Annotated in this window: 24 protein-coding genes; 13 read left to right on the forward strand and 11 right to left on the reverse strand. The window is 70.8% G+C overall.

Annotated elements, in window-relative coordinates; all coding sequences use genetic code 11:
• Positions 1-154: 154 nt before the first annotated feature.
• The gene (locus FXF52_RS14670) at positions 155-4,501 is read left to right on the forward strand and encodes a S8 family serine peptidase (RefSeq protein WP_255471961.1); all 4,347 of its coding nucleotides are present in this window, start codon (positions 155-157) and stop codon (positions 4,499-4,501) included.
• Between the two features lie 215 nt (positions 4,502-4,716).
• Here the strand turns inward: FXF52_RS14670 and FXF52_RS14675 are convergent, their stop codons facing one another.
• Positions 4,717-5,223, reverse strand: a complete 507-nt coding sequence (locus FXF52_RS14675; RefSeq protein ID WP_148797439.1) for a winged helix-turn-helix domain-containing protein — start codon at positions 5,221-5,223, stop codon at positions 4,717-4,719.
• Positions 5,224-5,959: 736 nt separating this feature from the next.
• Between FXF52_RS14675 and folE the strand changes: the two genes are divergently transcribed.
• Both folE and FXF52_RS14685 read left to right on the forward strand, forming a co-directional pair.
• The gene (gene folE, locus FXF52_RS14680; protein WP_148797440.1) at positions 5,960-6,553 is read left to right on the forward strand and encodes a GTP cyclohydrolase I FolE; all 594 of its coding nucleotides are present in this window, start codon (positions 5,960-5,962) and stop codon (positions 6,551-6,553) included.
• 17 nt (positions 6,554-6,570) lie between these two features.
• Positions 6,571-7,824 carry an NAD(P)/FAD-dependent oxidoreductase gene (locus FXF52_RS14685; RefSeq protein WP_148797441.1) on the forward strand — a complete coding sequence of 418 codons (1,254 nt, stop codon included), beginning with the start codon at positions 6,571-6,573 and terminating at the stop codon, positions 7,822-7,824.
• Between the two features lie 26 nt (positions 7,825-7,850).
• Here FXF52_RS14685 and FXF52_RS14690 read toward each other — a convergent pair whose 3' ends face one another.
• Positions 7,851-8,495, reverse strand: coding sequence for a metalloregulator ArsR/SmtB family transcription factor (locus FXF52_RS14690; protein ID WP_148797442.1), 645 nt, complete (start codon positions 8,493-8,495; stop codon positions 7,851-7,853).
• A gap of 112 nt (positions 8,496-8,607) precedes the next feature.
• On the opposite strand from FXF52_RS14690, the gene FXF52_RS14695 reads away from it, so the two are divergent.
• Entirely contained in the window at positions 8,608-9,078 is a 471-nt protein-coding gene (locus tag FXF52_RS14695; RefSeq protein ID WP_148797443.1) for a DIP1984 family protein, read from the forward strand.
• Between the two features lie 265 nt (positions 9,079-9,343).
• Here FXF52_RS14695 and FXF52_RS14700 read toward each other — a convergent pair whose 3' ends face one another.
• Complete coding sequence (locus tag FXF52_RS14700; protein ID WP_148797444.1) at positions 9,344-10,330, reverse strand: hypothetical protein; 987 nt, start codon at positions 10,328-10,330, stop codon at positions 9,344-9,346.
• Positions 10,331-10,409: 79 nt separating this feature from the next.
• Between FXF52_RS14700 and FXF52_RS14705 the strand changes: the two genes are divergently transcribed.
• Positions 10,410-11,009, forward strand: a complete 600-nt coding sequence (locus tag FXF52_RS14705; RefSeq protein WP_148797445.1) for a TetR/AcrR family transcriptional regulator — start codon at positions 10,410-10,412, stop codon at positions 11,007-11,009.
• Between the two features lie 50 nt (positions 11,010-11,059).
• On the opposite strand, the gene FXF52_RS14710 is transcribed toward FXF52_RS14705, so the two are convergent.
• The 3 genes from FXF52_RS14710 to FXF52_RS14720 all read right to left on the reverse strand — a co-directional run bounded on the left by FXF52_RS14710 (position 11,060) and on the right by FXF52_RS14720 (position 14,617).
• Positions 11,060-12,907, reverse strand: a complete 1,848-nt coding sequence (locus tag FXF52_RS14710; protein ID WP_148797446.1) for a xylan 1,4-beta-xylosidase — start codon at positions 12,905-12,907, stop codon at positions 11,060-11,062.
• A 155-nt stretch (positions 12,908-13,062) separates the two neighbouring features.
• The gene (locus tag FXF52_RS14715) at positions 13,063-13,344 is read right to left on the reverse strand and encodes a glucoamylase family protein (RefSeq protein WP_148797447.1); all 282 of its coding nucleotides are present in this window, start codon (positions 13,342-13,344) and stop codon (positions 13,063-13,065) included.
• Position 13,345: 1 nt separating this feature from the next.
• On the reverse strand, positions 13,346-14,617 hold the full coding sequence (locus tag FXF52_RS14720; protein WP_148797448.1) for a sugar ABC transporter substrate-binding protein: 1,272 nt from the start codon (positions 14,615-14,617) through the stop codon (positions 13,346-13,348).
• Between the two features lie 128 nt (positions 14,618-14,745).
• Between FXF52_RS14720 and FXF52_RS14725 the strand changes: the two genes are divergently transcribed.
• Complete coding sequence (locus FXF52_RS14725) at positions 14,746-14,949, forward strand: beta-galactosidase (protein ID WP_148797449.1); 204 nt, start codon at positions 14,746-14,748, stop codon at positions 14,947-14,949.
• A gap of 48 nt (positions 14,950-14,997) precedes the next feature.
• On the opposite strand, the gene FXF52_RS14730 is transcribed toward FXF52_RS14725, so the two are convergent.
• Together FXF52_RS14730 and FXF52_RS14735 are read right to left on the reverse strand one after the other, a co-directional pair.
• Positions 14,998-16,677, reverse strand: coding sequence for a Na+/H+ antiporter (locus tag FXF52_RS14730; RefSeq protein ID WP_148797450.1), 1,680 nt, complete (start codon positions 16,675-16,677; stop codon positions 14,998-15,000).
• A 243-nt stretch (positions 16,678-16,920) separates the two neighbouring features.
• A complete protein-coding gene (locus tag FXF52_RS14735; RefSeq protein WP_148797451.1) occupies positions 16,921-17,418 on the reverse strand; it encodes a cation:proton antiporter regulatory subunit in 498 nt (165 codons plus the stop codon).
• 239 nt (positions 17,419-17,657) lie between these two features.
• Here FXF52_RS14735 and FXF52_RS14740 point away from each other — a divergent pair, with 239 nt between their 5' ends.
• Together FXF52_RS14740 and FXF52_RS14745 are read left to right on the forward strand one after the other, a co-directional pair.
• Complete coding sequence (locus FXF52_RS14740) at positions 17,658-18,656, forward strand: HAMP domain-containing sensor histidine kinase (RefSeq protein ID WP_222870519.1); 999 nt, start codon at positions 17,658-17,660, stop codon at positions 18,654-18,656.
• Positions 18,657-18,658: 2 nt separating this feature from the next.
• The gene (locus tag FXF52_RS14745; RefSeq protein WP_148797452.1) at positions 18,659-19,312 is read left to right on the forward strand and encodes a response regulator transcription factor; all 654 of its coding nucleotides are present in this window, start codon (positions 18,659-18,661) and stop codon (positions 19,310-19,312) included.
• 3 nt (positions 19,313-19,315) lie between these two features.
• Here FXF52_RS14745 and FXF52_RS14750 read toward each other — a convergent pair whose 3' ends face one another.
• A complete protein-coding gene (locus FXF52_RS14750) occupies positions 19,316-20,707 on the reverse strand; it encodes a PLP-dependent aminotransferase family protein (protein ID WP_148797453.1) in 1,392 nt (463 codons plus the stop codon).
• 88 nt (positions 20,708-20,795) lie between these two features.
• Between FXF52_RS14750 and FXF52_RS14755 the strand changes: the two genes are divergently transcribed.
• Genes FXF52_RS14755 through FXF52_RS14775 form a run of 5 tightly spaced genes read left to right on the forward strand, consistent with a single transcriptional unit; the run spans position 20,796 to position 25,321 of the window.
• Complete coding sequence (locus FXF52_RS14755; RefSeq protein ID WP_187413505.1) at positions 20,796-21,785, forward strand: hypothetical protein; 990 nt, start codon at positions 20,796-20,798, stop codon at positions 21,783-21,785.
• The gene (locus tag FXF52_RS14760; RefSeq protein ID WP_148797454.1) at positions 21,786-22,604 is read left to right on the forward strand and encodes a nitrilase-related carbon-nitrogen hydrolase; all 819 of its coding nucleotides are present in this window, start codon (positions 21,786-21,788) and stop codon (positions 22,602-22,604) included.
• Between the two features lie 31 nt (positions 22,605-22,635).
• Complete coding sequence (locus FXF52_RS14765) at positions 22,636-23,559, forward strand: ABC transporter substrate-binding protein (protein WP_148797455.1); 924 nt, start codon at positions 22,636-22,638, stop codon at positions 23,557-23,559.
• Between the two features lie 5 nt (positions 23,560-23,564).
• The gene (locus tag FXF52_RS14770) at positions 23,565-24,530 is read left to right on the forward strand and encodes an amino acid ABC transporter permease (protein WP_255471964.1); all 966 of its coding nucleotides are present in this window, start codon (positions 23,565-23,567) and stop codon (positions 24,528-24,530) included.
• Entirely contained in the window at positions 24,527-25,321 is a 795-nt protein-coding gene (locus FXF52_RS14775) for an amino acid ABC transporter ATP-binding protein (protein WP_148797456.1), read from the forward strand. Before FXF52_RS14770 ends, FXF52_RS14775 begins: the two co-directional genes overlap by 4 nt.
• A gap of 141 nt (positions 25,322-25,462) precedes the next feature.
• Here the strand turns inward: FXF52_RS14775 and FXF52_RS14780 are convergent, their stop codons facing one another.
• Both FXF52_RS14780 and FXF52_RS14785 read right to left on the reverse strand, forming a co-directional pair.
• Positions 25,463-25,972, reverse strand: coding sequence for an FBP domain-containing protein (locus FXF52_RS14780; protein WP_148797457.1), 510 nt, complete (start codon positions 25,970-25,972; stop codon positions 25,463-25,465).
• Between the two features lie 80 nt (positions 25,973-26,052).
• The gene (locus FXF52_RS14785; RefSeq protein WP_148797458.1) at positions 26,053-26,259 is read right to left on the reverse strand and encodes a hypothetical protein; all 207 of its coding nucleotides are present in this window, start codon (positions 26,257-26,259) and stop codon (positions 26,053-26,055) included.
• Positions 26,260-26,408 lie beyond the last annotated feature (149 nt).

Genomic DNA, 26,408 nt, shown 5'->3' on the forward strand with positions numbered 1-26,408 from the left:
GCCTGAGGGGCACGGGGTTCGCTCATGCCGATGTGACCCGGATGGGAGCGTTCCCCTGCACCCTTCGCCATGGCTCGTTCAACTGCGGGTCGTTTTGGAGGAGGCAACACCAATGCTAAGACGTCCACACAGGAGGCGCATCGCCAGATGTCTGGTGAGCGCCGGGGCGGCGATCGCTCTCGCCGCGACAGGACTGGCCACCAGCGGTTCAGGTGCCCAGGCGGCACCGAACGGGGCCGACAAGATCCGCCCGGAGCTGGCGAAGCAGCTGCAGGGCAAGACCGAGGGCGACTTCTGGATCCACTTCAAGGACAAGGCGGACCTCAGCAAGGCCAGCAAGATCAAGGACTGGGCCGAGCGGGGCACCGCAGTCGCGGAGGCGTTGCAGAAGACCGCCGCCGAGAGCCAGGCCAAGATCCGGGCTGAGCTCGCGAGCTCGGGCGTGAAGTACCAGACCTTCTGGGCGACCAACGCCATCAAGGTCACCGGCGGCACGTCCACGATGGCCCAGAACTTCGCCGCCCATGCCGAGGTCGACGGCCTGTACGCGCCGACGGAGATCAAGGTTCCCGAGGTCACCAAGGGCACCGACGAGAAGACCGTCAACGCCCTCGAGTGGGGCATCGCCAACATCAACGCCGACGACGTCTGGTCCCAGTACGGTGTCAAGGGCGCGGGCATCACGATCGCCAACATCGACACCGGCGTCCAGTTCGACCACCCGGCGCTGGTGAACTCCTACCGCGGCAACAACGGCGACGGCACCTTCGACCACAACTACAACTGGTTCAACGCCGCCGGCACCTGCGCCGCCGCGCCCTGTGACAACAACGGCCACGGCACGCATACCATGGGCACCATGGCCGGCTTGGACGGCGCGAACCAGATCGGTGTCGCCCCCGAGGTCAAGTGGATCGCCGCGAACGGCTGCTGCCCCAGCGACGCCGCGCTGATCTCCTCCGGCCAGTGGATGCTCCAGCCCCGGGACCTCAACGGTCAGAACCCGGACGCGAGCAAGCGGCCGAACATCATCAACAACTCGTGGGGTACCACCCTGCCCTCCAACGAACCGTTCATGGAGGACGTGACCGACGCGTGGACCGCGTCGGGCATCTTCGGGGCCTGGTCCAACGGCAACAACGGCCCGGGCTGCCAGACCAGCGGCTCGCCGGGCAGCCGGACCAACAACTACTCCGCCGGTGCCTACGACATCAACAACAACATCGCCAGCTTCTCCTCCCGCGGTGCCGGGCAGGACGGCCAGATCAAGCCGAACATCTCGGCCCCCGGCGTGAACGTCCGGTCGAGCGTTCCGGGCAACAGCTACGCCAGCTACAACGGCACCTCCATGGCCGCTCCGCACCTCGCGGGCGCGGTCGCGCTGCTGTGGTCGGCGGCGCCGTCGCTGGTCGGTGACGTCAACGCGACCCGTGCGCTGCTGGACAACACGGCGGTCGACAAGGAAGACCTCCAGTGCGGTGGCACCGCGGACGACAACAACGTCTACGGTGAGGGCCGGCTGGACGCGCTCGCGCTGCTCAACGCGGCCCCGATCGGCGACACCGGCACCCTGGCCGGCACGATCACGGACGCGGGCACCGGTTCCCCGATCGCGGGTGCGGCCGTGGCCCTGACCGGCGCCGCCACCCGCCAGCTGACCACCGGGAGCGACGGCAAGTACTCGTCGCTGCTTCCGGCCGGCGAGTACCAGGTCGCCGTGTCGGCGTTCGGCTACGAGACCAAGACGGTGCCGGCGACGATCACGAAGGACACGACGACCACGACCAACGTCGCGCTGGCGGCGATGCCGAGCGTCACGGTCAGCGGGTCGGTCACCGACGGATCCGGACACGGCTGGCCGCTCTACGCGAAGGTCACCGTCGAGGGCCCGTCGGGGGTGTCCGACTACACCACTCCCGCCGACGGTCACTACAGCTTCAAGCTCCCGAGCGGGGCGACCTACAGCGTGAAGGTCCAGCCGCAGTACCCGGGCTACCAGACGGTCACCAAGGACGTCGTGGTCGGCTCGAGCAACGTCACCCACAACGTGGCCGTGCCGGTGGACGCCAAGGCCTGCACCACGGCGCCCGGCTACCGTAACGGCTCCGACGGGGTGTACGAGACCTTCGACGGCACCACCGTGCCGGCCGGCTGGTCGGTGGTGGACCACCTCGGCAACGGCCAGGTCTGGCAGTTCAACGATCCGGGCAACCGTGGCAACCTGACCGGTGGCAGCGGCAACTTCGCGGCCATCGACAGCGACAAGTACGGCAGCAGCGGGCGTCAGGACACGTCGCTGGTCAGCCCGATCGTCGACCTGACCAACGTCGCCGCTCCGGTGGTCCGGTTCAACCAGGACTTCCGGTGGCTGAGCTCCGACCGCGCCGACGTCGACCTCAGCCTCGACGGCGGCACGACCTGGACCAACGTGCTCCGGCAGGCGGCCAACTTCCGCGGGCCGCGAGTGACCGAGGTTCCGATCCCGCAGGCTGCGGGCCAAAACCAGGTCCGGGTCCGGTTCCACTACTACGACGCCTCGTGGGAGTGGTGGTGGCTGGTCGACAACGTGCTGATCGGCAGCCAGGTCAGCTGCCAGCCGATCGACGGTGGCCTGGTGCTCGGCCACGTGCAGGACAAGAACGACGACAGCTACCTCAACGGCGCCACCGTCACCAGCGACGACCGGACGGCCGAGAAGGCCACCACCGCCGCGACTCCGGACGACACCGACCTGCCGGACGGCTTCTTCTGGATGTTCTCGTCGTTGACCGGATCGCACAAGTTCACCGCGAAGGCCGGCAGCTACGTCAGCCAGAGCAAGGACGTCAACGTCCAGAAGAACGGGGCGACGGCCGCCGCCTTCCAGCTCGGCGCCGGCCGGCTGTCCATCCAGCCGACCGAGGTGAGCGGGACGGTCCAGATGCCCGCCGGCAAGGTCAACAAGACCTTTATGGTGACCAACACCGGCGCCGCCCCGGTCGACGTCCAGTTCAGCGAGCGGGACGGCGACTTCCAGCTCCTCCGCGCCGACGGGTCCACGATGAGCAAGCAGCAGCTGCTCGCCTCCCCCGGCGCGCCGGTGCAGCGGCTCAACGCCCCGACGTCGTTCGCCGCACAGGCGTCCGGCAAGGACAACAAGGAGACCACCGCCGCGACCGGCCCGCAGGCCGCGCCGTGGACGGACATCGCGGGCTACCCGGCCAACGTGATGGACAACCGGGTGGTCAACCTCGACGGCAAGGTGTACTCGATCGCGGGTGGCAACGGATCGGCGTCCTCGGCGAAGAACTACGTCTACGACCCGATCGCGCAGACCTGGACGGCGATCGCCGACCTTCCCGGTGCCCGTAACGCCATGACCGTGGGCGTCGTGGACGGGAAGATCATCGCGACCGGCGGCTGGGGGGCGTCCGGCCCCGACGGCACCACCTGGTCGTACGACCCGGCGGCCAACACCTGGACGAAGGTGGCCAACAACCCCGCGCCGCGCGCCGCGGCCGGGCAGGCGGTCGTCGACGGCAAGCTGTACGCCATCGGCGGTTGCACCACCTCGTCCTGCACCCCGATGTCCAACTCGGTTGTCCGGTACGACGCGGGCAGCGACACCTGGGAGACGTTGCCCAACTACCCGAAGTCGGTGGCGTTCGCCTCCTGCGGCGGGATCGACGGCGTCGTCTACTGCACCGGTGGTAACGACGGGTCCGCCGCGCTGAAGGCCGGCTACGCCTTCGACGCGGGTGCCAACGCCTGGACCGCCATCGCCGACGCGCCGGCCGACACCTGGGCCAGCTCGTTCGCCGTCGCCAACGGCAAGCTGCTGGTCGTCGGTGGCGTGCAGGGTGGTGCCATCACCAACGCCGGCTTCGCCTACGACCCGGGCAGCAACGCCTGGTCCAACCTGCCGAACGCCAACACGGCCCGCTACCGCGGTGGCGCGGCGTGCGGCTTCTACAAGATCGGCGGCTCCTCGGGCAGCTTCAACGCCACGCCGGACAGCGAGGCGCTGCCCGGGTTCGAGGAGTGTGCCGAAGGCCCGGCGGACGTCAGCTGGATGACGATCGACAAGACGTCGGCCACGCTGGCGCCGGGCGAGAAGGTCACGGTCACCGTCGGGATGACGGCGAACGTCGACCAGCCGGGCACCTACACCGGTTCGATCGCGATCAAGGAGAACACCCCGTACACGGTGCAGCCGGTGCCGGTGACGATGAAGGCGACGCCTCCGGGGACCTGGGGCAAGCTGATGGGTACGGTCACCGGGACGAACTGTCAGGGTGTCAGCTCGCCGCTCAAGGACGCGACCGTCCAGGTCAGCGCCAAGACGACCTCGTGGACGTTCAGCACCGACGCCCAGGGCAAGTACGCCTACTGGCTGGACCGCAAGCACAACCCGTTGAAGATCATCGTCGCCAAGGACGGCTGGAAGCCCCAGAACCGTCAGACGACGGTCAGCAGCACCCCGACGGTGGAGGACTTCGTGCTCTCCCCGACCCGTTGCTGACAACTGAAAGGTGACAAGATCCGGCCCGCCTGGTCGCGACCAGGCGGGCCGGACCCGTTCGGCATGCCGCGGCCCCACGTGTCGCTCCCAGCCAGGGCGCTTCGGCTCGGCATCCTGTTCTGCCCGGGGGAGTAGGAGGGGAGCCGCCAGGAGGAGAAGACCGGCGACGCGGCAGCTCGGCGGCGTCGCCGGGTGCCCGTGGGACGGCCAGGAGATCAGGCCAACGCGAGGCGGAAGCCGACCCCTCGGACCGCGTGGATCGCCGCCGAGGCGTCCAGCCGCGCCAGCTTGCGCCGTACCCGCCGCACCACGGAGTGCATGTCGGAGCCACGGCCGAGGTGCTCATTGCCCCAGACCTTCAGGTGCAGCTGCTCGTAGGTCCACACCTGTCCGGGCGTGCCGACCAGGCACACCAGAAAGTCGTGCTCCAGCGGAGTGAGGTCGATCTCACGGTCCAGCCAGCGCAGCACCCGCCGGTCGGAGTCGACGATCAGCTCGGGCGGTGGCGGCGGACCCATCTCCTCTGTGGCGTCCACGATCGCCGGCTGGCCAGCCGCTGCTGCCGCGGGCGCCCCGGCCGCGTCGAGGAACTCCCGTGCCTGCTGAACGGTCGAGACGATCAGGAACGCCTCCGTTCCGCCGAGCAGCCGCGCCAGTTGCCGACGTTCGGCCGGCGACGACGCGATGCCGATGACCAAGGACTCACTCGGGATCGCCCTCATCCCCCCACCCCTTCCGGTACCCCACACCCGTTCTGGGATGTATCCCCGTAACGCCGATTCGATCGGCGCCGCATACCCCGGTAATGACCGTTTGACCAAAAATATCCGTTGATTAGCTACTGATTAGTTGGTTAACGGGCAGCAATTTCGAAAGTGACTGTCATATTTGCTGAGCGGAAACTGCTCGCGGCGCGCGTGGCGGCTCGTCTCCCTGTTCGCCTGGCCCGCGACCCTAGGTGGCCGCCCTCCGAGGCGGTCGCTGATTCGGTCTCCTGTGCTGGCGAGTGGTAACTCTCGGTGTTCGCAATGGCTCTCTTCAGGTCTTGCGGTGCTGCGTTCTGGATCATTACACGGTTGGTATAGTAATGCACTTCGATGTAATGGACAACGCCCGATCTGGGCCTTGTATTTGTGATAACCGATGCCAGTTTGGGCGACCGAATGCCGAATGTACGGGTCATTCCGCGCCGGGCCGAGACCGCTGACGGCCCACGCTGGGAGGGCCGTCCTTCCCGCGAACCCACGCCGACGCGCGCTCGTCGTCCCCAACTGCTCCTGCCCGGCTCCCGTCCGGCTCCCGTCCCCGAGGGGTCGTCCACTGGCGAGGGAATTTCGACAGCGAACGCTATTGAAATTCCGCCTCGAGCGCGCCAGGATTGCGGAGAGAAGCGACCATCCCTGATGGAGACGGAGGTTGCGGCGTGGCACCTGCACACCGCGCTCGGAGGGGGCTGATGTGAGCATCGCACCGGCCCAACGTCGCGTGGACCAGCGACCAGTGCTTGACCTGGTCGCGGCCGAACAGGCCGCGGCCCAGTTCCTGACCGCACTCGACATCGACCTCGACTCCGAGAGCCTGCGCGACACCCCCCGCCGGATGGCCCACGCGTACGCCGAACTGCTCACCGCACGCCCGTTCGACCTGACCACGTTCCCCAACGACGAGGGCTACGACGAACTGGTCCTGGCCCGAGCCATCCCGATCCGGTCGGTCTGCGAGCACCACCTGCTGCCCTTCATCGGTGTCGCACACGTCGGCTACCTCCCCGGCGAGCGGATCCTCGGACTGTCCAAGCTCGCCCGGGTGGTGGAACTCTTCGCCCATCGCCCCCAGGTGCAGGAGCGGTTGACCAAGCAGGTCGCCGACTGGCTGGCCCTCGAACTGGCGCCCAAGGGAGTTGGTGTCGTCATCGAGGCGGAGCATCTGTGCATGAGCCTGCGGGGCGTCCGGGCGACCGGCGCCACCACCGTGACATCCACCCTGCTCGGCACCCTGCGGGACGACCCCCGCTCCCGAGCCGAGTTCTTCTCCCTCACCGGAGCCCACTGACCGAACTGGAGAGCGGCATGGGAAGCAGCGACACCTTCGTCATCGTCGGCGCCGGCCTCGCCGGCGCCAAGGCCGCCCAGACACTCCGCGAGGAGGGCTTCGACGGCCGTGTGATCCTGCTCGGCGCCGAGCCCGAACGACCCTACGAACGGCCCCCGCTGTCCAAGGGCCTGCTGCTGGGCACCACGCCACGGCCCGACGTGTACGTGCACGAGGCCGACTGGTACACCGCGCACGACGTCCAGTTGCGGACCGCGACCCGCGTCACCGCCATCGACCGCGACCTGCGCCAGGTCGTCCTCGACGACGGCGACCGGCTCGGCTACGACAAGCTGCTGCTGACCACCGGCTCCACGCCCCGTCGCCTGGACGTGCCCGGCGCCGACCTGGACGGCGTGCGCTACCTGCGCACCCTGGCGGACTCCGACCGGATCGCCGAGGCCCTCTCCGACCGCGCTCACCTCGTGGTGGTCGGCGCCGGCTGGATCGGTCTGGAGATCGCGGCGGCCGCCCGCCAGCGCGGCGCCACCGTCACCGTGGTGGAAATCGCCGACCTGCCGTTGCAGCGGGTCCTCGGCGACGAGGTCGCCCGGGTCTTCGCCGACCTGCACCGGGGCCACGACGTCACCTTCCACTTCGGCGCCGGCATCCGACAGCTGCGGGGCACCGGGCAGGTCTCCTCGGTGCTGCTGACCGACGGCACCGAACTGCCCGCCGACGCCGTCGTCGTCGGCGTGGGCATCCAGCCCGACACGCAACTGGCCGAGGCGGCGGGTCTGAAGGTGGACAACGGGATCGTCACCGACGCCCGGCTGCGTACCTCCGACCCGCACATCTACGCCGCCGGCGACGTGGCCAACGCCCACCATCCGCTGCTCGACCGGCACCTCCGGGTGGAGCACTGGGCGAACGCGCTGAACGGCGGCCCCGCCGCGGCCCGGTCCATGCTGGGCCAGCAGGTCGAGTACGACAGGCTGCCCTACTTCTTCTCCGACCAGTACGACCTGGGCATGGAGTACTCGGGATGGGTGGACCCGCACGGCTACGACCGGGTGGTGTTCCGCGGCGACCCGGCCGTGGTGGACGGCAGGGCACCGGAGTTCCTGGCGTTCTGGGTCTCCGACGGCCGCGTGCTGGCCGGGATGAACGCCAACGTCTGGGACGTGACCGGCCAGATCCAGGCGTTGGTGCGCGCCGGCCACCGGGGCAGGGCGGTCGACCTGGACCGGCTCGCCGACCCCCAGGTGCCGCTGGGCGACCTCCTGCCCTGACAGCAGGCAACCGCGAGCCCGGCGGGTCAGGCCGGATGGACCTGCACGCAGCAGGCGTCGGGCGCGGGGGCCAGCCGCGCGCGCAGGTCCGCCCGGCCGAGCCCGCTGAGCAGGCCGGCGATGAAGGCCTCGTTCAGCCGGCACACCAGCTCGGTCTGCCCGGCGGCGAGTGCGTGGAAGGGACAGTTCCGTAGCCGGATCAGCCCCTGCTCGTCGGCCGGCTCGAAGCCGAGGTCGGCCAGGACCGCCGCGACCGGCCGGCCGCCGCCGAGCTGACGACCGATGGCCGCGCCCCGCTGTGCGGACACGCGGAGCGCAGCCGCCCGGGCATCAGTGGGTTCCTCGGCGACGGCCTGGGCCAGGATCTCGCCGATCAGCTCGTAGCGACGCTCCGGGATGCTCAGGGCGATGCAGCCCGGTGCCGCCTCGTACACCTTCGGTGTACGACCACGGCCCCGCGGCTGGTCGGCCGGCGCCTCGTACCGGGCGTGCAGCAGCCCGGCGCCGACCAGCTTGTCGAGGTGGAACGCCGCCAGATTGCGCGAGATCCCCTGGGCCTCCGCGGCCTCGTCCCGGGTCACCGGGTGGCGCTGGCTCCGGACGTAGTCGTACAACGCCCGTCGTACCTGGTCGGTGAGGACAGTCACCGCCTGCCAGGGGCCTGTCGCCATGCCGAGAGCTTATCACCAACAGCTGTTGTTGAAATTTCCCGAGAAAACCCTCGGCCGGCGGCACCGAGATCATCTATTCTTTCCGCACTCAACGTCAGGGAGGTTCAATTTCGTGAAGCTGGGCGAGGCGCTGGCAGACCGCGCCGAGACGACCCGCCGCGTGGAACAGCTCCGATCGCGCATCATCGGCAGCGCCCGGTACCAGGAGGGCGAGCTGCCTGCGGAAGACGCCCAGCAGCTCCTGGCCGAGCTGCAGGCCGTCCTCGACCATCTCGAGGAGCTGATCCGTCGGATCAACCGCACCAACGCGTCCGTGACGGTCGGTGACCTCGGCACCCTGACCGACGCGCTGGCCCGCCGCGACGTGCTCCGGTTGCGCCACGCGGCGCTCACCGCCGCCGCCGACGCCGCGGCGGGGAGCGGACGCGGTCATCTGGTGCGGCAGCTCCGTTCGGAGCTGAAGATGCTGGCCGCGCTTCCGGTCGGGGAATTGCGCGGCCAGGCCGACGCGATCGCCCAGGAGCTCCGGGAGTTGGACGTGCTGGTCCAGCGCACCAACTGGGAGGCCGATCTCCTGGAGTAGCTCGGGCGAGGCGATGTGGAGCAGGTAGTCGTCATGGAAGCGTGCACAGACAGGGCCGGCTGTAACCCGGCTCCCTTCTCCCGGCGCGCGATGGGCAGCGCGGGCGTTCGACTCGCCGAGGTGACAACGCAGCCCAGCACCGAGGACAGGTGACCGCGCACCGCGCACCATTCACCACCACGTGCAGGTCCATGACGGCGAGGGCGGGTTCGGGGTCCTCCACATCGCTGGCGCCATCCCACTTCCACCCCCACGGTTGCGCCGTTCACAGTCGGAAGATCCGAACCACCAGCCCGGTGTCGTGCATGGTGTGCGGCGCGACGGCGTGGTACGCCCAGGCATGCACCCACGCGTTGCCGGTCCGTGCCGTCAACCAGGTCTTGAACGCACCGGGCAGGGCGTAGATCAGCAGCACGAACAGGACCGTCAGCACGAACTCGCGTGGTGATCCCCACCGCCCCCAACCCTCGAACACGTGTAGGGCCGCGTAGGTCAGACCGCCGAGGACCAGCGTGCCGGTCGTGGAGCCGGTGAGCCGCGCGTACCGGGGTACAAGGAGGCCCTGGACGAAGATGACGGTGGGCAGTACGGTGCCGGCCAGGTATCGCAGCAACGTCAACGGTGCGCCGAGCGCGATCTGCCCGGCCGTCAGCCCGGCGAACGCGTGGCCCAGCGTCGCCCACTGGGCGAGCGACTCGAGAACCAGCACGACCACGATGAGCATCGTGTCTCCACGGCGATCCGCCGAGCGGAGGCAGAGCTGGTGGGCGGTGTACCGCCGCCGGAACCACAGGGACGGCAGCAGCGTGTAGACCAGGCTGTTGTACCCGGCCCAGCCGATTGCCTCGGCCGGACGGACCGGATCTGTAGTGCCCACCAGGGTGCCCGCAAGGTGGAAGCCGATCGGATGCCAGTCGAGTGCTCGGCCGAGGAGCAAGCCGCCGAGTTGGGCGAGGATGCCGTACGCCACGAGCAGCCAGGTTTCGCGGTGGGCGGTGGGGCGTGGGGGGACGCGCTCCGCGATCGCCGGGTCCGGCCGTCGGCGGGTGAGTGCGTACGCGACGAGTCCCAGCAGCAGCAGTTCGACCAGGGTGAGCTGGGCGGCGATCACCTGGCCGGGCCCGGACGGCGGGTCATGCTGCGCCGGCCAGTCGAACGGCGCGTGGCTGGGCGCGAGGAGCAGCACGGCTACGTTGACGGCGATCCAGCCGGTGACCGCGACTGCCAGCCAGCCCTGTTCTCGACGTGGCATCCGTCCTCCCCGTTTTGTAGCACAATCGTGTTGGAACGGCACGGTAGCACGACTGTGCTATAAAGACGAGGTGCCGAAGGTGGTGGATGCGGAGGCCCGCCGCACGGAACTCGCGGAAGCGGTGTGGCGGATCATCATGCGCGACGGGCTGGAGCAGGCGTCCGTGCGTAACGTGGCGCGCGAGGCTGGTCTCTCCATGGGCTCGCTACGGCACTACTTTGCCACCCAGTCCGAGCTGCTCGGCTTCGCGCTGCGCCTAGTCGGCGACCGGATCGAGGCGCGGCTCCGGGCCGTGGACATCACGGGCGACCAGCGACACGTGGTGCTCGCGATGATCGACGAGATGCTGCCGCTGGACCGGCAGCGGCGCGGCGAGTGTGAGGTGTGGTTGGCGTTCACCGCTCGGGCGGCCGTCGAACCGAGCCTGGCCAGCCTCCGTGAGGAGATCGACGCGCGCCTCGCCGAGGCGTTCCAGATGATGATCAGGCGGTTGGCCGACAGCGGCGCGCTACGACCCGAACTGGATCACACGGTCGAGGCTGAGCGGCTGTACGCGCTCGTCGACGGGGTGATCCTGCACGCCGTCCTGCAACCCAGCCGGATGTCGGGCGCGGCCGGAAGGGCGGTCATCGCCGCGCATCTGGCACAGATCGCGCCCAGAGACCCGGGCGCCGCCTGAGCGTCATCCGCCCTGATGATGAGTCGTTCACGTCGCTGCCGGCGGCGTTGTCACCGGGGCGGGCCCACCTCCACGAGTACCGCTCCCGGCTGCGGCAGGTCCAGCTCCAGCACCGTGTTCCCGTCCCGGTTGACGGCGTCCACCGGCTCGGCGCGCAGGGTGTCGACCGCGCGCAGCGCCGCCCACTGCTCCTCGTCGGGCCACTCGGCCACCCCGAGCCGGGCGGCGAGGGTGGTGACGTCCCCGTGCTCGCGGTCGAGCCGGGTGACCCGCACCTGCCCGGCGACGCCGTCGATGGTGAGCGCGACCCGGCGGGCCAGCGCCGGGTCGCCGTCGCGCTTCGACTGGTCCAGCGTGGACGCCCACACCAGCACCGCGAGCGAGCCGTCGTCGCGCCGGCTGGCCCAGGTCTGCACGAGCCCGTCGGCGCCGTCACCGCTCGCCCGCACCGGCAGTTCCGTCTCGCCGAGACGGGAGAGCAGCCACAGCGCGTGGTAGCGGGGTTTGGCGATGCCGCCGACGGTGATCAGGCCGAACCCGCCGTGCAGCAGCCGCGGCGGCCGGCCCAGTTCCTCGAAGTGGTCGCTGGCGACCCAGTACGACAGCGCGTCGACCCGGCCCGCTGCCGAGCGCATGCCGGTGAGCAGGAACGTCGCCGCGAACACGCCGTCGTTGACCGGGTGGAAGTGGGTGGGGGTGACGCCCCACTCGGTCCACAGGATGCGCGCGTCGGGGCGGCCGAACCGGCGCAGCGTGGGCCGCAGGTCCAGCGGCGGGCTGCCGTACGTGTGGGTGGAGACGAAGTCGACCGGCACGCCGCTGATGCTGGCGTGCTCGAGCAGGGTGTCCACCCAGCCGGCGGCGGCCGACGACGGCCCGCCCACCGGGATGCGCGGGTCGACGTCCTTGACCGCCTGGGCGGTGACGTCGTAGAGCCGCATCCACTCCGCCCGGGTGCCGGACCAGAACACCTCCAGGTTGGCCTCGTTCCAGACCTCGAAGTCCCAGCCGAGTACCTCCTCGCCGTACCGGTCGAGCAGGTGGCGCACCAGCGCCCGGACCAGGTCCGCCCACCGGTCCCAGTCCTTCGGCGGCGAGATGATGCCGCGGTACTCGAAGACCGTCCGCTCCGGGTCGCGGGCCAGGTCGCGGGGCATGAAGCCGATCTCCACCACCGGTCGCAGCCCGGTGGACAGCAGCAGGTCGTACGTCTCGTCGACGCGGGAGAAGTCGTGCCGGGGTTCGCCGTCCACCTCGCGGTAGACGCCGAGGTCGTCGTGCAGGATCGAGTGCGCGCGTACCGTCTCGACGCCGATCTCGTCGCGGACCCGGCGCAGCGCCGCGAGCAGTTCGGTGCCGATCTCCCGGCCGCCGGTCAGGTCCGGGCACAGCAGTTGGGACAGCCGCTCGCTGCCGATCATCGGCTGCCACGGGCAATGCAGCGGTACGCCCGCGGCGCCGGCATCCACCCGCACGCGCACGGTCGGGGGTGCGCCGACCGCCGGGAGCGCGGCGGCGGTGACCGGCGCAGACAGCGCACCGGTGACCGTCACCTCCGGCACGGCGGCGACCGCGTAGGCGTACTCGTGCCCGGGCTCGCCGGTGGTGTCCACGTACCACGGGTCGGGGACGGCGAGTACGTCGCCGCCCAGGTGGTCCACGGGAGCGAACGCGGACGCGTCCCCGGCCGGTGCGCGGTGGACGAGGTAGCCGACCGCGCCGTCGACCGGCTGCCAGGACAGGCGTACGTGGCCGACGCCGGGCTCGGCGCGCAGCCCGGCGGGCGGGGGGAGGTCGGGTGTCCCCGGGCGTCGGCTCTCGTCGCTGCGGCGGGAGATGCGTGCCGCCCAGTCGGAGCGGGCGTCGTTGCCGGGGGGTGTGCCGGTTGCGCGGGTCACCGAGGTTACCTCCGGGTGTCTCTGCGGATCCGTGTCGCGACTGTAACCGGTTACCCCGCCCGCCGCAGGCGCGGACGGGGCGACCGGGGCGGGCCGCGCCCGGCCCTGCGGCGCAGGTGGTCGCCTGCGCCGCAGGACCGTCGGCGGCCTCGGGTTCAGCCGTTCTTCGCGCCGGGCAGGGAGAACTGCTCCATCCGCATCAGCGGCGCCAGGCGCTGCTTCATGGCGCCCATGCTGAACGGCTTGCGGAGCACGTCGTCGGCGAGCGCGTTGCCCAGCGCCGCCATGACCATGCCCTGGTCCAGCGCCAGGTACCGCTCGGACACCTGCCCGCTGGTCACGTTGACGGCGTCGTAGAAGCCGCCCTCACGGCGCCGGACCGTGGCGCCCTGGTTGCCGCCGGTGCGCGCAGGTCGTTGCGCGGTGGCGGAGGTCACGTCAGCTCCCGGTGCCGATCGAGGAGGCCTTGGACTGCATCTCCTTCGCGGCGGTGGCGGGATCGGTGACGCCGCGGACCACCCGCTCGATGCCGTCGTCGATGACGTCGGCGACCTGCTCCCAGGTGGCGATCGCCGGTGCCGACTTCGCGTCCTTGAGCTGCTCACCGAACGCCTGCAGGAAGGGGTCGTCGGCCAGCTTGCCGGACTGCCAGGTCTCCTGCAGCGCCGGGAGGCTGCCGACCAGGTCGTACAGCTTCTGCTGAGCGGCCGGGGTGGTGAGGAACTGGACGAACTTCCAGGCCGTGTCGCGGTTCCGGGAGTCCTTGAAGACCGCCAGGTCGGAGCCGCCGATGAAGGAGGTGCCGGCCTGCTCGCGCGGCATCTGCGCGACGTCCCATTTGCCCTCGAACGCCGGGCCCCCCTCCCCACGCAGGATCCCCATGTGCCATGGACCGGAGACGAAGGCACCGACCTCACCCTTGATGAAGCCCGATCCCACGGCCTCGGGGGCGAGATTCGTCGGCGCCAGGCCCTGCTTGAAGAATGAGGCGTAGTACTCCAACGCCTTGCGCATCTCCGGAGTGTCTAGGGTGAACTTGCCGTCCTTCATGATGTCGGCGCCGGCCTGCCAGGCGAACGGCATGAAGGTCTGCCACGAGGCGGTTCCGCCCGGCTGCAGGTAGATGCCCCACTTGGCGCCGCCCTTGTCCTTCATCGCGGTGGCGAAGTCGGTGAGCCCTTGCCAGTTGGTCGGCTTCTGCTGGCCCGCCGTGGCGGCCAGGTCGCTGCGGTGGTAGATCAGCCGCGTCTCCACGTACCACGGGACCCCGTAGGCGGTGCCGTCGACGACGGCGCTGTTCCACGCGCCCGCGAAGAACTTGCTCTTGTCGAACAGGCCGGTGGGTGCGGGGTCGAACGCGCCCGTCTTGGCGAACTCGCCCATCCAGGTCGTGCCCACCATGCTGATGTCCGGCGTCTGCCGACCCGCGATGGCCGTGGCGATCTTGTCGTGCGCCGCGTCGAACGGGAACGACGTGACGTTGACCTTGGCTTCCGGATTCTCCTTCGTGAAGTCGGCGGCGAGGGCGTTGAGCTTCTCACTCTCGGCGCCCATGGCCCAGACCGTGATCTGGCCCGTGGCCTTGCCGGCCGCGATCTCCTTGCCGGCGGGCTGACCGTCGGAACCCGAGCCGCCCTCGTCCCCGCCGCAGCCGGTCACCCCCAGCGCGAGGGTGACCACCAGGGCTGTCGCATACCGCAGATGCTTCATGGCGTCTCCTTCTCGGAGTGGTCGCCGCCGCCCGCCCGGCTCGCGCCACCGCGGCGCGATCCGGTCGTAGGGCGGCGTCCGGTGGTGGTTGTGGTACCGAGTTTTCCGACGACGAGGAGCTGTCCTCGATGGCCAGAGTCGCGTTGCACCGCCGCCGCATCCTGCTCAACGACCGACCGCACCTGCTGCTCGCCGGAGAGGTGCACTACTTCCGGCTCGACCCCGGCGACTGGGCCGACCGGCTGCACCCCCTCCGTGACGCCGGCCGGGTGAGCGTCACGGTGTCGCGCCGGACCGCCGAGGACCCGCCGATCCGGCTCACTCTGACCTGACCGGTCGCCGGTTGCTTCCGACGGACCGGCGGGACCGGCGAACCCTGGTCAGCGGGAACCGCGCTTCGGCAGGAGCAGCTCCTCGTGATCGAGTTCGCGTTCCAGGATGCGGAGCCCCGCATCGGGCAGCCGGCCGGCGTCGCGCCAACGCAGGAGTTCCTCCCGCTGGGCCTCGATCGCGGCCCGCCGGATGCGCAGCGCCGCCTCGTACCCCGGTGAGGTGGGCACCTCGGCTGACTCGACGCTCTGCAGCAGATCGAGGCGGCCGCGGTAGCGGGCCAGGCGGGTCAGCAGCTGCCCACGGGTGACGTTGACGGCCTCGGCGTGGTCCGGCTCGTCGGCGGCGACCTCGTCGAGGCGGGCCAGGGCCGCCTCGACGGCCGCCGAGCGGGCCTCGTTGCGTACCCGGGCCTGGTCGTTCTCGTTGGCGCGCAGGCCCAGCGCCCGGACGAGCGGCGCGAACGTCAGGCCCTGCCCGACGAGGGTCACGAGAACGACCACGAACGTGCAGAACAGCAGCAGGTTACGGTCGGGGAAGGGCGCGCCGCTGTCGGTGGTCAGCGGCAGCGTGAAGATCGCGGCGAGGCTGATGACGCCGCGGGTTCCGGACCAGCTCAGCGCCGCGACTTCACGACCGGCGAGTCGACGGGCGTTGCGGTCCGCCCGCGCGGCCTGCCGGGCGCTGCTCGGCTCGTCGGGCTCCTCCTCGTCAGAGGTGCCGCCCAGCCGGGTGTGCAGCGACCCGGGTAGCACCTGGGTCAGTACCAGCCACGCAGGGCGCAGGAGCAGCACCACGCCGACCGACACCGCGACCGCGATGACGACCGTGGAGGTGTCGTACTGGTGCAGGCCCCTCACGACCGTGGGCAGTTGCTGGCCGATCAGCAGGAAGACGAAGCCCTCGAGGAGGAAGTCGACCAGCCGCCACACCGCGCTGGTCTGCAGCCGGGTGGCGCCAGAGACGAGCCGGGGCGTGTGGTGGCCGACGATCAGCCCGGCGATCACCACGGCGAGCACGCCGGAGACGTGCAGTTCCTCGCCCAACAGGTAGGCCACGAACGGCGTCGCGAGCGAGATGGCGTTGGACAGCAGCGGATCCGCGGTGAGCGGTCGAGCCAGACGAACTCCCCATGCGACGACCGCGCCCACGGCGACGCCGCCCACCGCCGCCACGATGAACTGGCCGACCGCGGACGGGAACGAGAAGCCGCCGCCCACGGCGGCGGCGACGGCGACCTTGAGGATCGTCAGCGCGGTGGCGTCGTTCAGCAGTCCCTCGCCCTGGATGATCGTGACCAGCTTCGGCGGCAGGTTGACCCGGCGGCCCACCGCCAGTGCGGCCACCGGGTCGGGCGGCGCGATCGCGGCGCCGATCGCGATCCCGGCGGCCAGCGTCGCCCCGGCGACGAACAGGTGGAACCCGACTCCCACCAGCAGGGCGGTGAGCAGCACCAGGACGACCGACAGACTGACCACGATGCGGAGGTTCCGGCGGATGCCCAACAGTGAGGAGTCCAGTGCTGCGCTGTAGAGCAGCGGCGGCAGCACGACCGTCAGCACGAGGCCCGGATCAAGGCTGATGTTGGGGCCCGGGAGCAGCGCGTACGCGATGCCGATGAGCGGCAGCAGCGCCGCCGCAGGCAGACCGGTGTGCGAGGCCACCCACCGCACGACGACGATGACCGCGACGGCGGCGAGCACGAACAACAACAGCGTCTGAGGGCTCAACCCGGTTACGTCTCCCTGGCCGGCGGATGGTCCGAGCTGACGGCGTGCTCGACCGCTCCGGCTCGGGCCTCGATCGGCCGGGCGAAGTCGCTCGCCGACCACATCGGCGCCGGCGTGAGGGCAGCACAGCCTGCAGCAACTCCAGAAGCCTACCCGCTGCAGGTTCGGGGGCGACTTCCGCCGCAGCCCACGGAGAGCGCCGCCACGACCCCGTCGGTCAACCGACTGTCGCCGCGGGCGCGCTCACCGGCCGGCCGTCGGGTGCCCGGTGAGCAGGTCGGCGAGCGCGGCCACCCGGCGCCGGTCGGCGACCGCGACGAGCGTGTCGTCGTGGCACAGGACGAAGTCCGGGGCCGGCGCGACGATGACCCGGTCGCCGCGCACCACGGCGACGATGGACGCACCGGTGCGGCTACGCGCCCGCGTGTCGCCGAGCGGCCGGCCGGCGTACGGGGAGTTGGCCGGCAGCCGCAGGCGGACCGCCGCGACGCCGTCGACCTGCCGTTCGAGCTCGGTCAGGTGGTCGACCGTGACGGTCGGGTCCAGCACGTCGGCGACCCAGCGCGCCTCGTCCTGGTCGAGGACGACCGTGCTGAGCGCCCGCTCGGCGTCGTCGGGGTCGTAGACCACGAGGTCACGCCGGCCGGTGAGATGGCAGACGACGCCGAGGCGTCGTCCGGCGCGGGTGGTGGTGGCCCACCCGATGCCGACTCCGGGAAGCGCGATTCGTTCGATGGTCATCGCGGCATCTCACCTCCACTCGACTGGTCCGCCGTGCTCCGGCGGGCCACTCCAGCATGGTTCGGCGGCCCGGCCGCCCGCATCGGTGCCGACCCCCATTTCGCCGGTCCGGCCTGCCTGGCGGGGATCGGCCCGGCCGGCGCGCAAACATGGGTGCCCGCCCCGATGCCGTCTGCCGGACGGCGCGCGAGCTTGGACGGACGCGGCCCGACCGACCGTCCGTATCTTCGGACGCTGTTATGAAGGACGCGGGGGAGCGCACCGGAGAGGAGACGGCCAACGTGTCACTGTCGCTGTTCTGGCGGATCTTCCTGCTCAACGCGGCGGTGCTCGTGGTCGCCACGGTCCTGCTGCTGCTCGGCCCGATCACCGTCTCGACCCCCATCGTGCTCGCCGAGGCGGCGGTGCTGGCCGGCGGCCTCGCCGCCATGCTGGTGGCCAACGCGCTGCTGCTGCGGGTCGGGCTGGCACCGCTGGAGCGGCTCGCCCGCACCATGCGGACGATCGACCTGCTGCGCCCCGGGCGTCGCCTGCCGGTCACCGGCCAGGCCGGGATCGCGGACCTCATCCGCACCTTCAACGCCATGCTCGACCGGCTGGAGGCCGAACGCGCCACCAGCACGGCACGCGCGCTCTCCGCACAGGAGGCGGAACGGCGGCGCGTCGCCCGGGAACTGCACGACGAGATCGGCCAGACGCTGACCGCCGTGCTGCTGGACCTCAGGCGCGTCGCCGACCGCGCACCTCCACCGGTCCGCGACGAGCTGCACCAGGTGCAGGAGAGCACCCGCAACAGCCTCGACGAGATCCGTCGCATCGCCCGCCGGCTGCGCCCGGGCGTCCTGGACGAACTCGGCCTGGCCAGCGCGCTCAAGGCGCTCACCACGGAATACACCAGCGCCGCGCTGACCGTGCACCGCCACCTCGCCGGGGACCTGCCGGATCTCGACAGCCAGGTCGAACTGGTCCTCTACCGGACCGCCCAGGAGGGGCTCACCAACGTCGTCCGGCATTCGGGGGCCCGCACCGCGCACCTGGTCCTGCGGCGTGTCCCCGGCGGTATCGAGCTGCGGATCCGCGACGATGGCCGCGGGATAGCGACCGCCCACGAGGGCGCCGGCATCCGCGGCATGCGGGAACGGGCGCTGCTCATCGGCGCCGATCTCACGATCGGCCCGGACCCGACCGGCGGCACCGACGTGTGTCTCCGGGCACCCCTGCGGAGCGAGACCAGCTGAGCATGCCCGAGCCCACCCGCATCCTGCTCGCCGACGACCACGCGCTGGTGCGCCGCGGCGTGCGACTGATCCTCGACAACGAGCCCGATCTCACCGTCGTCGCCGAAGCCGCCGACGGCGCCGAGGCCGTCGAGCTGGCCCGCGCCGCGGCCCCCGACCTGGCCGTCCTCGACATCGCCATGCCCCGGATGACCGGCCTGCAGGCCGCCCGGCAGATGTCCCGGGCGCTGCCCGACCTGCGCATCCTGATGCTGACGATGTACGACAACGAGCAGTACTTCTTCGAGGCCCTGCGCGTCGGTGCCGCTGGCTACGTGCTCAAGTCGGCGGCCGACCGCGACCTCATCGACGCCTGCCGGGCGGCCATGCGGGACGAGCCGTTCCTCTATCCGGGCACCGTCACCACGCTCATCCGCGACTATCTCGGACGGGGCGTCCGCCCGGACGCCGTCCCCGCACGGCGAATCACCGATCGCGAGGAGGAGGTCCTCAAGCTCGTCGCCGAGGGACACAGCAGCAAGCAGATCGCGGACCTGCTGTTCCTCAGCGTCAAGACCGTCGAACGGCACCGGTCCAACATCCTGCAGAAGCTCGGGCTGCGCGACCGGCTCGAACTCACCCGCTACGCCATCCGGGCCGGCCTTATCGAACCGTGACGTTCAGCCCCGGACGACGGTCGGCTGTGGGGAGTCGTGCTCCTCGACTGCGGCGAAGGCCAGCAGGTCGGCCACCTCCTCGACGTGCTCGTGGAGTCGGCTGGTCGCGACGCGGAGGAAAGGCGTGTGCGGGCCGGCGAAGTAGCGTCCGCCCGGGACGACGGCCACGCCGTGCGCGGCGAGCGTGACCAGGGCGGACCGTTCGTCCTCGACGGGCACCCACAGGCTCAGTCCTTCGGTGCCGCCGGTGCGTACGCCGCGGGCGGCCAGCGCCTCGGCCAGTGCCCGTCGTCGGTTCCGGTACGTCTCGCCGGCCGCCGCGACAAGCGTGCGGGTGGGTGGATCGGTGAGCAGATGGGCGAGGCAGTTCTGCAGGATCCGGCTCGTCCAGCCGCTGCCGAAGGTGCGGTAGACGCGAGCGCGCTCGATCGGCGGTGCCGCGCCGCCCAGCACGGCGAGGCGTAGGTCGGGGCCGTGTGACTTCGAGTACGAGCGGAGGAACACCACCCGATCGGGAAGGGCCGTACCGAGGGTCTGCACCGGCCCGGGGACGAGGTCGGCCATGCCGTCGTCCTCGATCACCAGGGCCTCCGCACCCCGCAGTACGGCGGCGAGCTCGGCGCTGCGCGCCGCGTCGACGCTGTGGCCGGTGGGGGAGTGGGCGTGCGGTTGGTAGATGAAGAGCACCGGCTTGCGGCGTACCGCGTCGGCCAGGGCGTCGGGCCGGGGTCCGCGCTCGTCGCGGGGGACCGGGATCACCTCGGCGCCGACCGCGTCGAGGATGTCGAGCAGTCGTGGCGCGGTCGGCTCCTCGACCGCCACCTTGTCGCCGGTGACGACCAGGGTCTGGCAAAGCAGCAGCAGACCGTCGAAGCCACCGTTGACGGCCAGCAGGTCCGCGGGCGGAAACGGCCACGTGGGACGGACCGCGTCGGCGAGTCGCTCGGTGATCGGCACCCGGTGGTATTCGTTCAGGTCTTCGACGCGCAGCGCCGCCGTGAGGGCGGCCTCCAGCGGCGGTAGCAGCGCGGTGTCCGGTACGGCGAGGCGGAGATCGTGCCGAAGGCGGCTGCCGTGCCGGCCGACCTCCTCGAAGCGGCGGGGGTGCGGCACGTCGGGTGGACCGATGACGACGGTGCCGGCGCGACCGCGGCCGGCGACCGAGCGGCGCCGGCGCAGGAGGGACCAGGCTTCGGACACGGTGGCGGGGCTGACGCCCAGCTGTAGCGCGAGGCTGCGCACGGTGGGCAACCGGGTGCCGGAGGGGATCGTGCCGGCGCGGATCAGCGCGGCGACCGTCGCCGCGATGCCGCGGGCGCTGGGCTCCTCGATGAGCGCGGCCAGCCACTGGACATCGACGTCGCCGGTGGGGGTGCCCGGTTGCGGGGAAGTCATGGCAGCTAGTTCACCACATGCTGGGAAGAATGAACAGTAACAAAACTTCTATTGTCGGACAGGGGTCTGAACTTTATCGTTGCCGGCGATGGCTACCTCACTGCACACCCCGCTTCACCTCGGTGTTCGACCCTGGTCGCACCTGGTGCCGCTCGCGCTGGGCGAGGTCGGAGCGCCCCCGCTCGACGTGCGCGTCGCACGCCTCGCCGCGACCCCGCACCTGCTCGACGAGAGCGATCTCGACGCCGGCGAAACCTCCTTCAGCCGGTACACCCTGGCCCGCGCGGCCGGCGACGACCGGCTCGTGGGCATCCCCGCCTTCGTCATGCGCGGCTTCCGGCACCGCTGCATCCTGGTCCGCAAGGACAGCCCCGCCGCCGACGCCGCCGACCTCGCGGGCGCCCGGATCGGCCTGACCGGGTGGCCGGACTCCGGCAACACCTGGACCCGAGCCGTGTTGCGCCGCGCCGGCCTCGACCTCACCGCCGTCGAGTGGATGGTCGGGCCGCTCACCCCCGACGCGGCGGGCGGCGACCGCATGGGCGGGATGACGCCACCGCCGTGGGTGCGGCTCGCCGGACCGGGGGAGTCCCTCGTCGGCGGCCTCCTCGACGGCACGCTCGACGCGATCATGACGCCGTTCATGCCGCCCGGATTCCATCGCGACGACGCGCCCCTGCGCCCGCTGTACCGTGACTACCGCGCGGCCGAAGTCCGCTACGGCGAAGAGGTCGGATTCATCCCCGGCATCCACCTCATCGCCGTGAAACGCGAGCGCGTCGAGGCACGGCCGGAGATCCTCACCGACCTGATGACGGCGCTGCGGGCCTCGCAGCAGGCGTGGTGGGTCGACTACCGCAAACACGCCGACACCACGCCGTGGGCGCTCGCCGAGATCGACGACACGGAACGGCGCTACGGCGCGGACTGGATGCCGTACGGCCTGGCGGCCAACCGCTCGATGATCAGCGCCTTCTGCACGGAACTGCACGCCCAGGGCATCGCCGAATCGCTGATCGACCCGGACGTGCTGTTCCCCGAGTACACCAAGATCGCCACCGAGACGGGAGTGGAGTAGATGCGCCTCGCCCTGGGCCAGCTCGCCGCCAGCGAGGACTGGCAGGTCAATCTCCAGCAGTGCACGACCCTCGTGGAGCGGGCCGCGGCCGGCGGGGCCGACCTCCTGGTCCTGCCCGAGGGGGTGTTGGCGCGGTTCACCGACGACTTCACCCGGCTGCGCAGCGCCGCCCAGCCGCTGGACGGGCCCTTCGTCACCGGACTCGCCGCCGCCACCGCCGGCACCCGGGTCACCGTGGTGGCGGGAGTGCACGAGCCGGGACCGGACGGCAGGGCGTACAACACCCTCGTCGTGCTGCGTGACGGCCAGATGCTCACCAACTACCGAAAACTGCACCTGTACGACGCGTTCGGCGCCAGGGAGTCCGACAACGTCATCCCCGCCGACGGCCCGGTGGTGACCTTCCCCTGCGCCGGGCACACCGTCGGCCTGATGACCTGCTACGACGTACGCTTCCCCGAGATGGCGCGACTGCTCGTGACCGACGGCGGCGCCGACCTCCTCGTCCTGCCCGCGGCGTGGGTCCGAGGACCGCTCAAGGAGCGGCACTGGGAGCTGATGGTCTCCGCGCGCGCCCTGGAGAACACCGTCTACGTCGCGGCCTGCGGCGAATGCGGCCCGCGCAACATCGGGCACTCCATGGTCGTCGACCCGCTCGGGGTGGTGGTCGGGCGCCTCGCCGAGGACCCGGACCTGCTCTGGGCCGAGGTGTCGGCCGACCGACTGGCCCAGGCCCGGCAGCGGCTCCCCGTGCTGGCCAACCGACGGTTCTCCGTCGACCCCACCCCGACCCGACCACTTGCCACCACGACCGGCTGACCAACAGCAACCTTGGATTGAAGGAATAGTCATGCGCCGTACCCCCATCGCAGTGACCGCCGTGTCCGTGCTGCTCTCGCTGTCGCTCGTCGGCTGCGCCAAGGACCCCTCCGAAGCCCAGCAGGGCGGCGGTGGGGGCGAGACCACCACGCAGCAGCAGAACACGGCGCTGCACGACAAGCTGCCTGACAAGATCAAGCAGTCCGGCAAGCTGGTGTCGGTCAACAGCGGCTCCTTCCCGCCCTACGAGATCGTCGGCAGCAACCGGGACCTCAGCGGCGCCGCCGCGGATCTCTCCGACGCGCTCGGCCAGGTGCTCGGCATCAAGGTCGAACACGTGACCGTCGAGGGTCTCTCCGGCGTGCTGACCGGCATCAAGGCCGGCCGGTACGACTTCGCCCTCGGCCCGATCGGCGACTTCCCCGAGCGCGAGACCGACAACGACTTCGTCGACTGGGTGCAGGAGTTCGTCGTCTTCGCGGTGCCGAAGGGCAACCCGAAGCAGATCAAGGACCTCGACAGCACCTGCGGCCTGCGCGTCGCCGTGATGGCCGCCGGCTCGGCGGAGAAGGTGATCAAGGAGCAGGCGCAGAAGTGCACCGCCGCGGGCAAGCCGGCGCTCGAGGTGCAGTCGTACAAGGACCAGCCCTCGTCGATCCTGGCGGTCAAGTCCGGCCGCGCTGACGCCTTCTTCTCCTCGCAGGCGCCGCTGACCTACTTCGTCAAGCAGTCGAACGGTGAGCTGGAACTGGCCGCCACCGGACAGAAGAACGGCTTCGACGACCTCTTCCAGGGCGCGGTCGTGCCGAAGGACTCGGCGCTGCGCGACGTGCTGCTGGCCGCGCTGCAGGAGCTCTACGACAACGGCACCTACGCCAAGATCATGGCGAAGTGGGGTCTCGACGGCAACAAGCTCGACAAGCCGGGCATCAACCTGGCCGGCGGCAAGGGGTGAGCACCGTGGCCCAGAAAGCTCCGGCAACCCGGGCCGCCGACGATCGCGTCGCCGGCGTCGCCGAGCCGGTCGACGTCGCACATGCCGTGCCCCAGCGGCATCCGCTGCAGTGGGTGGCGACCGTCGTGGTCGCGGTCCTCGCCGCGCAGCTGATCCACATGCTGGTGACCAACCCCAACTTCGAATGGGACGTGGTCCTCCGCTACTTCAACACGGAGTCGATCGGCCGTGGCCTGTGGACCACCCTGAAGCTCACCGTCATCGCGATGGCCGTCGGCATCGTGCTCGGTGTGCTCCTGGCGGTCTGCCGGCTCTCCACGAACTGGCTGCTGCGGTCCCTCGCCGCGCTCTACATCTGGTTCTTCCGCGGAGTGCCGGCGCTGGTGCAACTCATCTTCTGGTTCAACCTGTCGGCGCTGATGCCGCGGGTGTCGATCGGCATCCCGTTCGGCCCCGAGTTCACGCACTGGGAGACCAACGCGCTCATCACGCCGCTGCTCGCCGCGATCCTCGGCCTCGGGCTGAACGAGGGCGCCTACATGGCCGAGATTGTTCGGGGTGGTCTGATGTCGGTCGACCAGGGCCAGACCGAGGCGGCGCAGGCGCTGGGCATGAGCCGGACGCGGACGCTCTTCCGCGTCGTCCTGCCGCAGGCGATGCGGTTCATCGTGCCGCCCACCGGCAGCCAGGTGATCAACATGCTCAAGGCGACCTCACTGGTGAGTGTGATCGCGCTGAGCGACCTGCTCTACACCGTGCAGTCCATCTACAACCGGACCTTCCAGACGATCCCGCTCCTGCTCGTGGCGTGCGTCTGGTATCTGGTGATCACGTCGATCCTCTACGTCGGGCAGTCGTTCATCGAACGGCACTACGCCCGAGGGAGCAACCGCAACGCACCGACCCGGTACCGCGACGTCCTCAAGATCCGTCGTAAGCCGGCTGTGGCGAGGGTGGAGGTGCCGTCATGACCGCTGCCGACCAGCCGCTGATGTCGGCTCGTGGCGTCCGCAAGCACTTCGGGCCGCTGGAGGTGCTCAAGGGGGTCGACCTGGACGTGCACCCCGGCGAGGTGGTGGTGATCCTGGGCCCGTCCGGCTCCGGAAAGTCCACCTTCCTCCGCTGCGTCAACCACCTCGAGCGCATCGACGGCGGCTCCGTCACCGTCGACGGGGAACTCGTCGGGTACGAGCAGCGCGGCGGCCGCATCCACCGTCTGCCGGAACGTCGCATCGCCCGGACCCGGCGCCAGATCGGCATGGTGTTCCAGCACTTCAACCTCTTCCCGCACCTCACGGTGCTGGGCAACATCATCGAGGCGCCCGTCGGGGTGCTCCGGGAGCCCAGGGCGAAGGTCACCGAACGGGCACGGGTCCTGCTCGACAAGGTCGGCCTGGCGGACAAGGCGGACTCGTTCCCCCGGCAGCTCTCCGGCGGCCAGCAGCAGCGCGTGGCCATCGCCCGGGCCCTCGCCATGCGCCCCAAGCTGATGCTCTTCGACGAGCCGACCAGCGCGCTGGACCCGGAACTGGTCGGTGAGGTGCTCGCCACCATGCGGGACCTCGCCGCGGACGGGCTGACCATGATCGTGGTGACCCACGAGATCTCGTTCGCCCGCGAGGTCGCCGACCGGGTCGTCTTCATGGACGGCGGCACGATCGTCGAGAGCGGCACCCCCGCCGAGGTGCTCGATCGGCCGACCAACCCGCGTACCCGGGCCTTCCTCTCCCGGTTCCTGCCGGCCGGACAGCCGGCCGCCTGACCGGAAGCTCAGGGTTTGGCCCCGCCGGCCGCACGATCGCGGCCGGCGGGGCCAGGTCTTGTGCCGCCACTCGTTGCCTGCTGCATCAGCTCGCCGTCTCTCACAGTTGCCGTCGACGTTCCGCCGTCGACGGAGCGCGGGTCAGCCCGCGACGACCCGGTTGGTGAAGGCGGCCAGGTTGGCCACCGCCCGGTCGATCCGCTCCTGCAGGGTCAGCGTCTCCTCCCGGCGGACCAGCCGCATCTTCGGCTGCCGCTTGCCCCGTAGGTAGAGCGAGCAGGCCAGATCGGCGCAGAGGTACTCGCCGACGGTGTTGCCGTTGCGCCCGGCCGCCCCGGCCAGGGGCGCGACGAACAACGCCACCCCCGACGCGGTGTGGTCGGTGAGGCAGATCCGGCACATGCTCGACCGCATCGTGCTCGGCTTGTACGCCTCGGGCCGCCGCAGCACCACGCCCGTCGGTCCGTCCTCGCCGGGCAGGACCAGCAGCGCCCGCAGCGGGGCACCCGGGTCGGTCCAGCCGAGGAAGTCGAGGTCGGCCCAGGGGATGGTGCCCTCGGCGAAGGCGGCGGGCAGCCGGATCCGGCTCGCCTCGCCCTTGCTGCAGTTGACGAAGGACTTGCGGATGTCCTTCTCATCGAGTGGTTGCATTCCGGGGAAGCTAACCGGGCCTACGTTCGCGGTCAGCCGATTTTCCGCGCCGGGAACGAGGGCGTGTTGTGTGCCTCACGTCAGGGCGGCGCGGGCGGAGCCCACGCCTGCCCGTCCGACACCTCCACGGTCCGCCACGTCGGCTCCTCCTCGGTGGGTGAGGTGTCCGGAGCCCGGGCATCTTCGTCCGTCATCGCGTCGTCCGGCTCGGCCGAGAGGTCCCGGCGCCCGGCGCGCTCCGGGCGGCTCCCGGCCTCCGGCTCCCGGTCCTCGAAGTGGTGCTGCACGTCGGGCTTCCCCTCCCCGTAGACGTGAACCGCGTGAACCCGTCAACCCCTGCCCCCACCCGGGCTCGATCCTCACGGCATACCCGGCCGCGCCGCATGGACACGACAGGGCGTGCACGAGATGCCCCTCACGGCAGCCCGGACGTCCG

The sequence above is a fragment of the Micromonospora sp. MP36 genome, assembly GCF_008119785.1.
In the GTDB taxonomy this organism is placed as follows: domain Bacteria; phylum Actinomycetota; class Actinomycetes; order Mycobacteriales; family Micromonosporaceae; genus Micromonospora.

What these genes read in the sequence shown, in the direction of transcription:
- FXF52_RS14780 (WP_148797457.1), bottom strand. Translation starts at nt 25,972, where the DNA reads ATGCAACCACTCGATGAGAAGGACATCCGCAAGTCCTTCGTCAACTGC.
- FXF52_RS14700 (WP_148797444.1), bottom strand. Translation starts at nt 10,330, where the DNA reads ATGCCACGTCGAGAACAGGGCTGGCTGGCAGTCGCGGTCACCGGCTGG.
- FXF52_RS14720 (WP_148797448.1), bottom strand. Translation starts at nt 14,617, where the DNA reads ATGAAGCATCTGCGGTATGCGACAGCCCTGGTGGTCACCCTCGCGCTG.
- FXF52_RS14685 (WP_148797441.1), top strand. Translation starts at nt 6,571, where the DNA reads ATGGGAAGCAGCGACACCTTCGTCATCGTCGGCGCCGGCCTCGCCGGC.
- FXF52_RS14735 (WP_148797451.1), bottom strand. Translation starts at nt 17,418, where the DNA reads ATGACCATCGAACGAATCGCGCTTCCCGGAGTCGGCATCGGGTGGGCC.
- FXF52_RS14675 (WP_148797439.1), bottom strand. Translation starts at nt 5,223, where the DNA reads ATGAGGGCGATCCCGAGTGAGTCCTTGGTCATCGGCATCGCGTCGTCG.
- FXF52_RS14765 (WP_148797455.1), top strand. Translation starts at nt 22,636, where the DNA reads ATGCGCCGTACCCCCATCGCAGTGACCGCCGTGTCCGTGCTGCTCTCG.
- FXF52_RS14760 (WP_148797454.1), top strand. Translation starts at nt 21,786, where the DNA reads ATGCGCCTCGCCCTGGGCCAGCTCGCCGCCAGCGAGGACTGGCAGGTC.
- FXF52_RS14745 (WP_148797452.1), top strand. Translation starts at nt 18,659, where the DNA reads ATGCCCGAGCCCACCCGCATCCTGCTCGCCGACGACCACGCGCTGGTG.
- FXF52_RS14740 (WP_222870519.1), top strand. Translation starts at nt 17,658, where the DNA reads ATGAAGGACGCGGGGGAGCGCACCGGAGAGGAGACGGCCAACGTGTCA.
- FXF52_RS14755 (WP_187413505.1), top strand. Translation starts at nt 20,796, where the DNA reads ATGGCTACCTCACTGCACACCCCGCTTCACCTCGGTGTTCGACCCTGG.
- FXF52_RS14750 (WP_148797453.1), bottom strand. Translation starts at nt 20,707, where the DNA reads ATGACTTCCCCGCAACCGGGCACCCCCACCGGCGACGTCGATGTCCAG.
- FXF52_RS14775 (WP_148797456.1), top strand. Translation starts at nt 24,527, where the DNA reads ATGACCGCTGCCGACCAGCCGCTGATGTCGGCTCGTGGCGTCCGCAAG.
- FXF52_RS14725 (WP_148797449.1), top strand. Translation starts at nt 14,746, where the DNA reads ATGGCCAGAGTCGCGTTGCACCGCCGCCGCATCCTGCTCAACGACCGA.
- FXF52_RS14690 (WP_148797442.1), bottom strand. Translation starts at nt 8,495, where the DNA reads ATGGCGACAGGCCCCTGGCAGGCGGTGACTGTCCTCACCGACCAGGTA.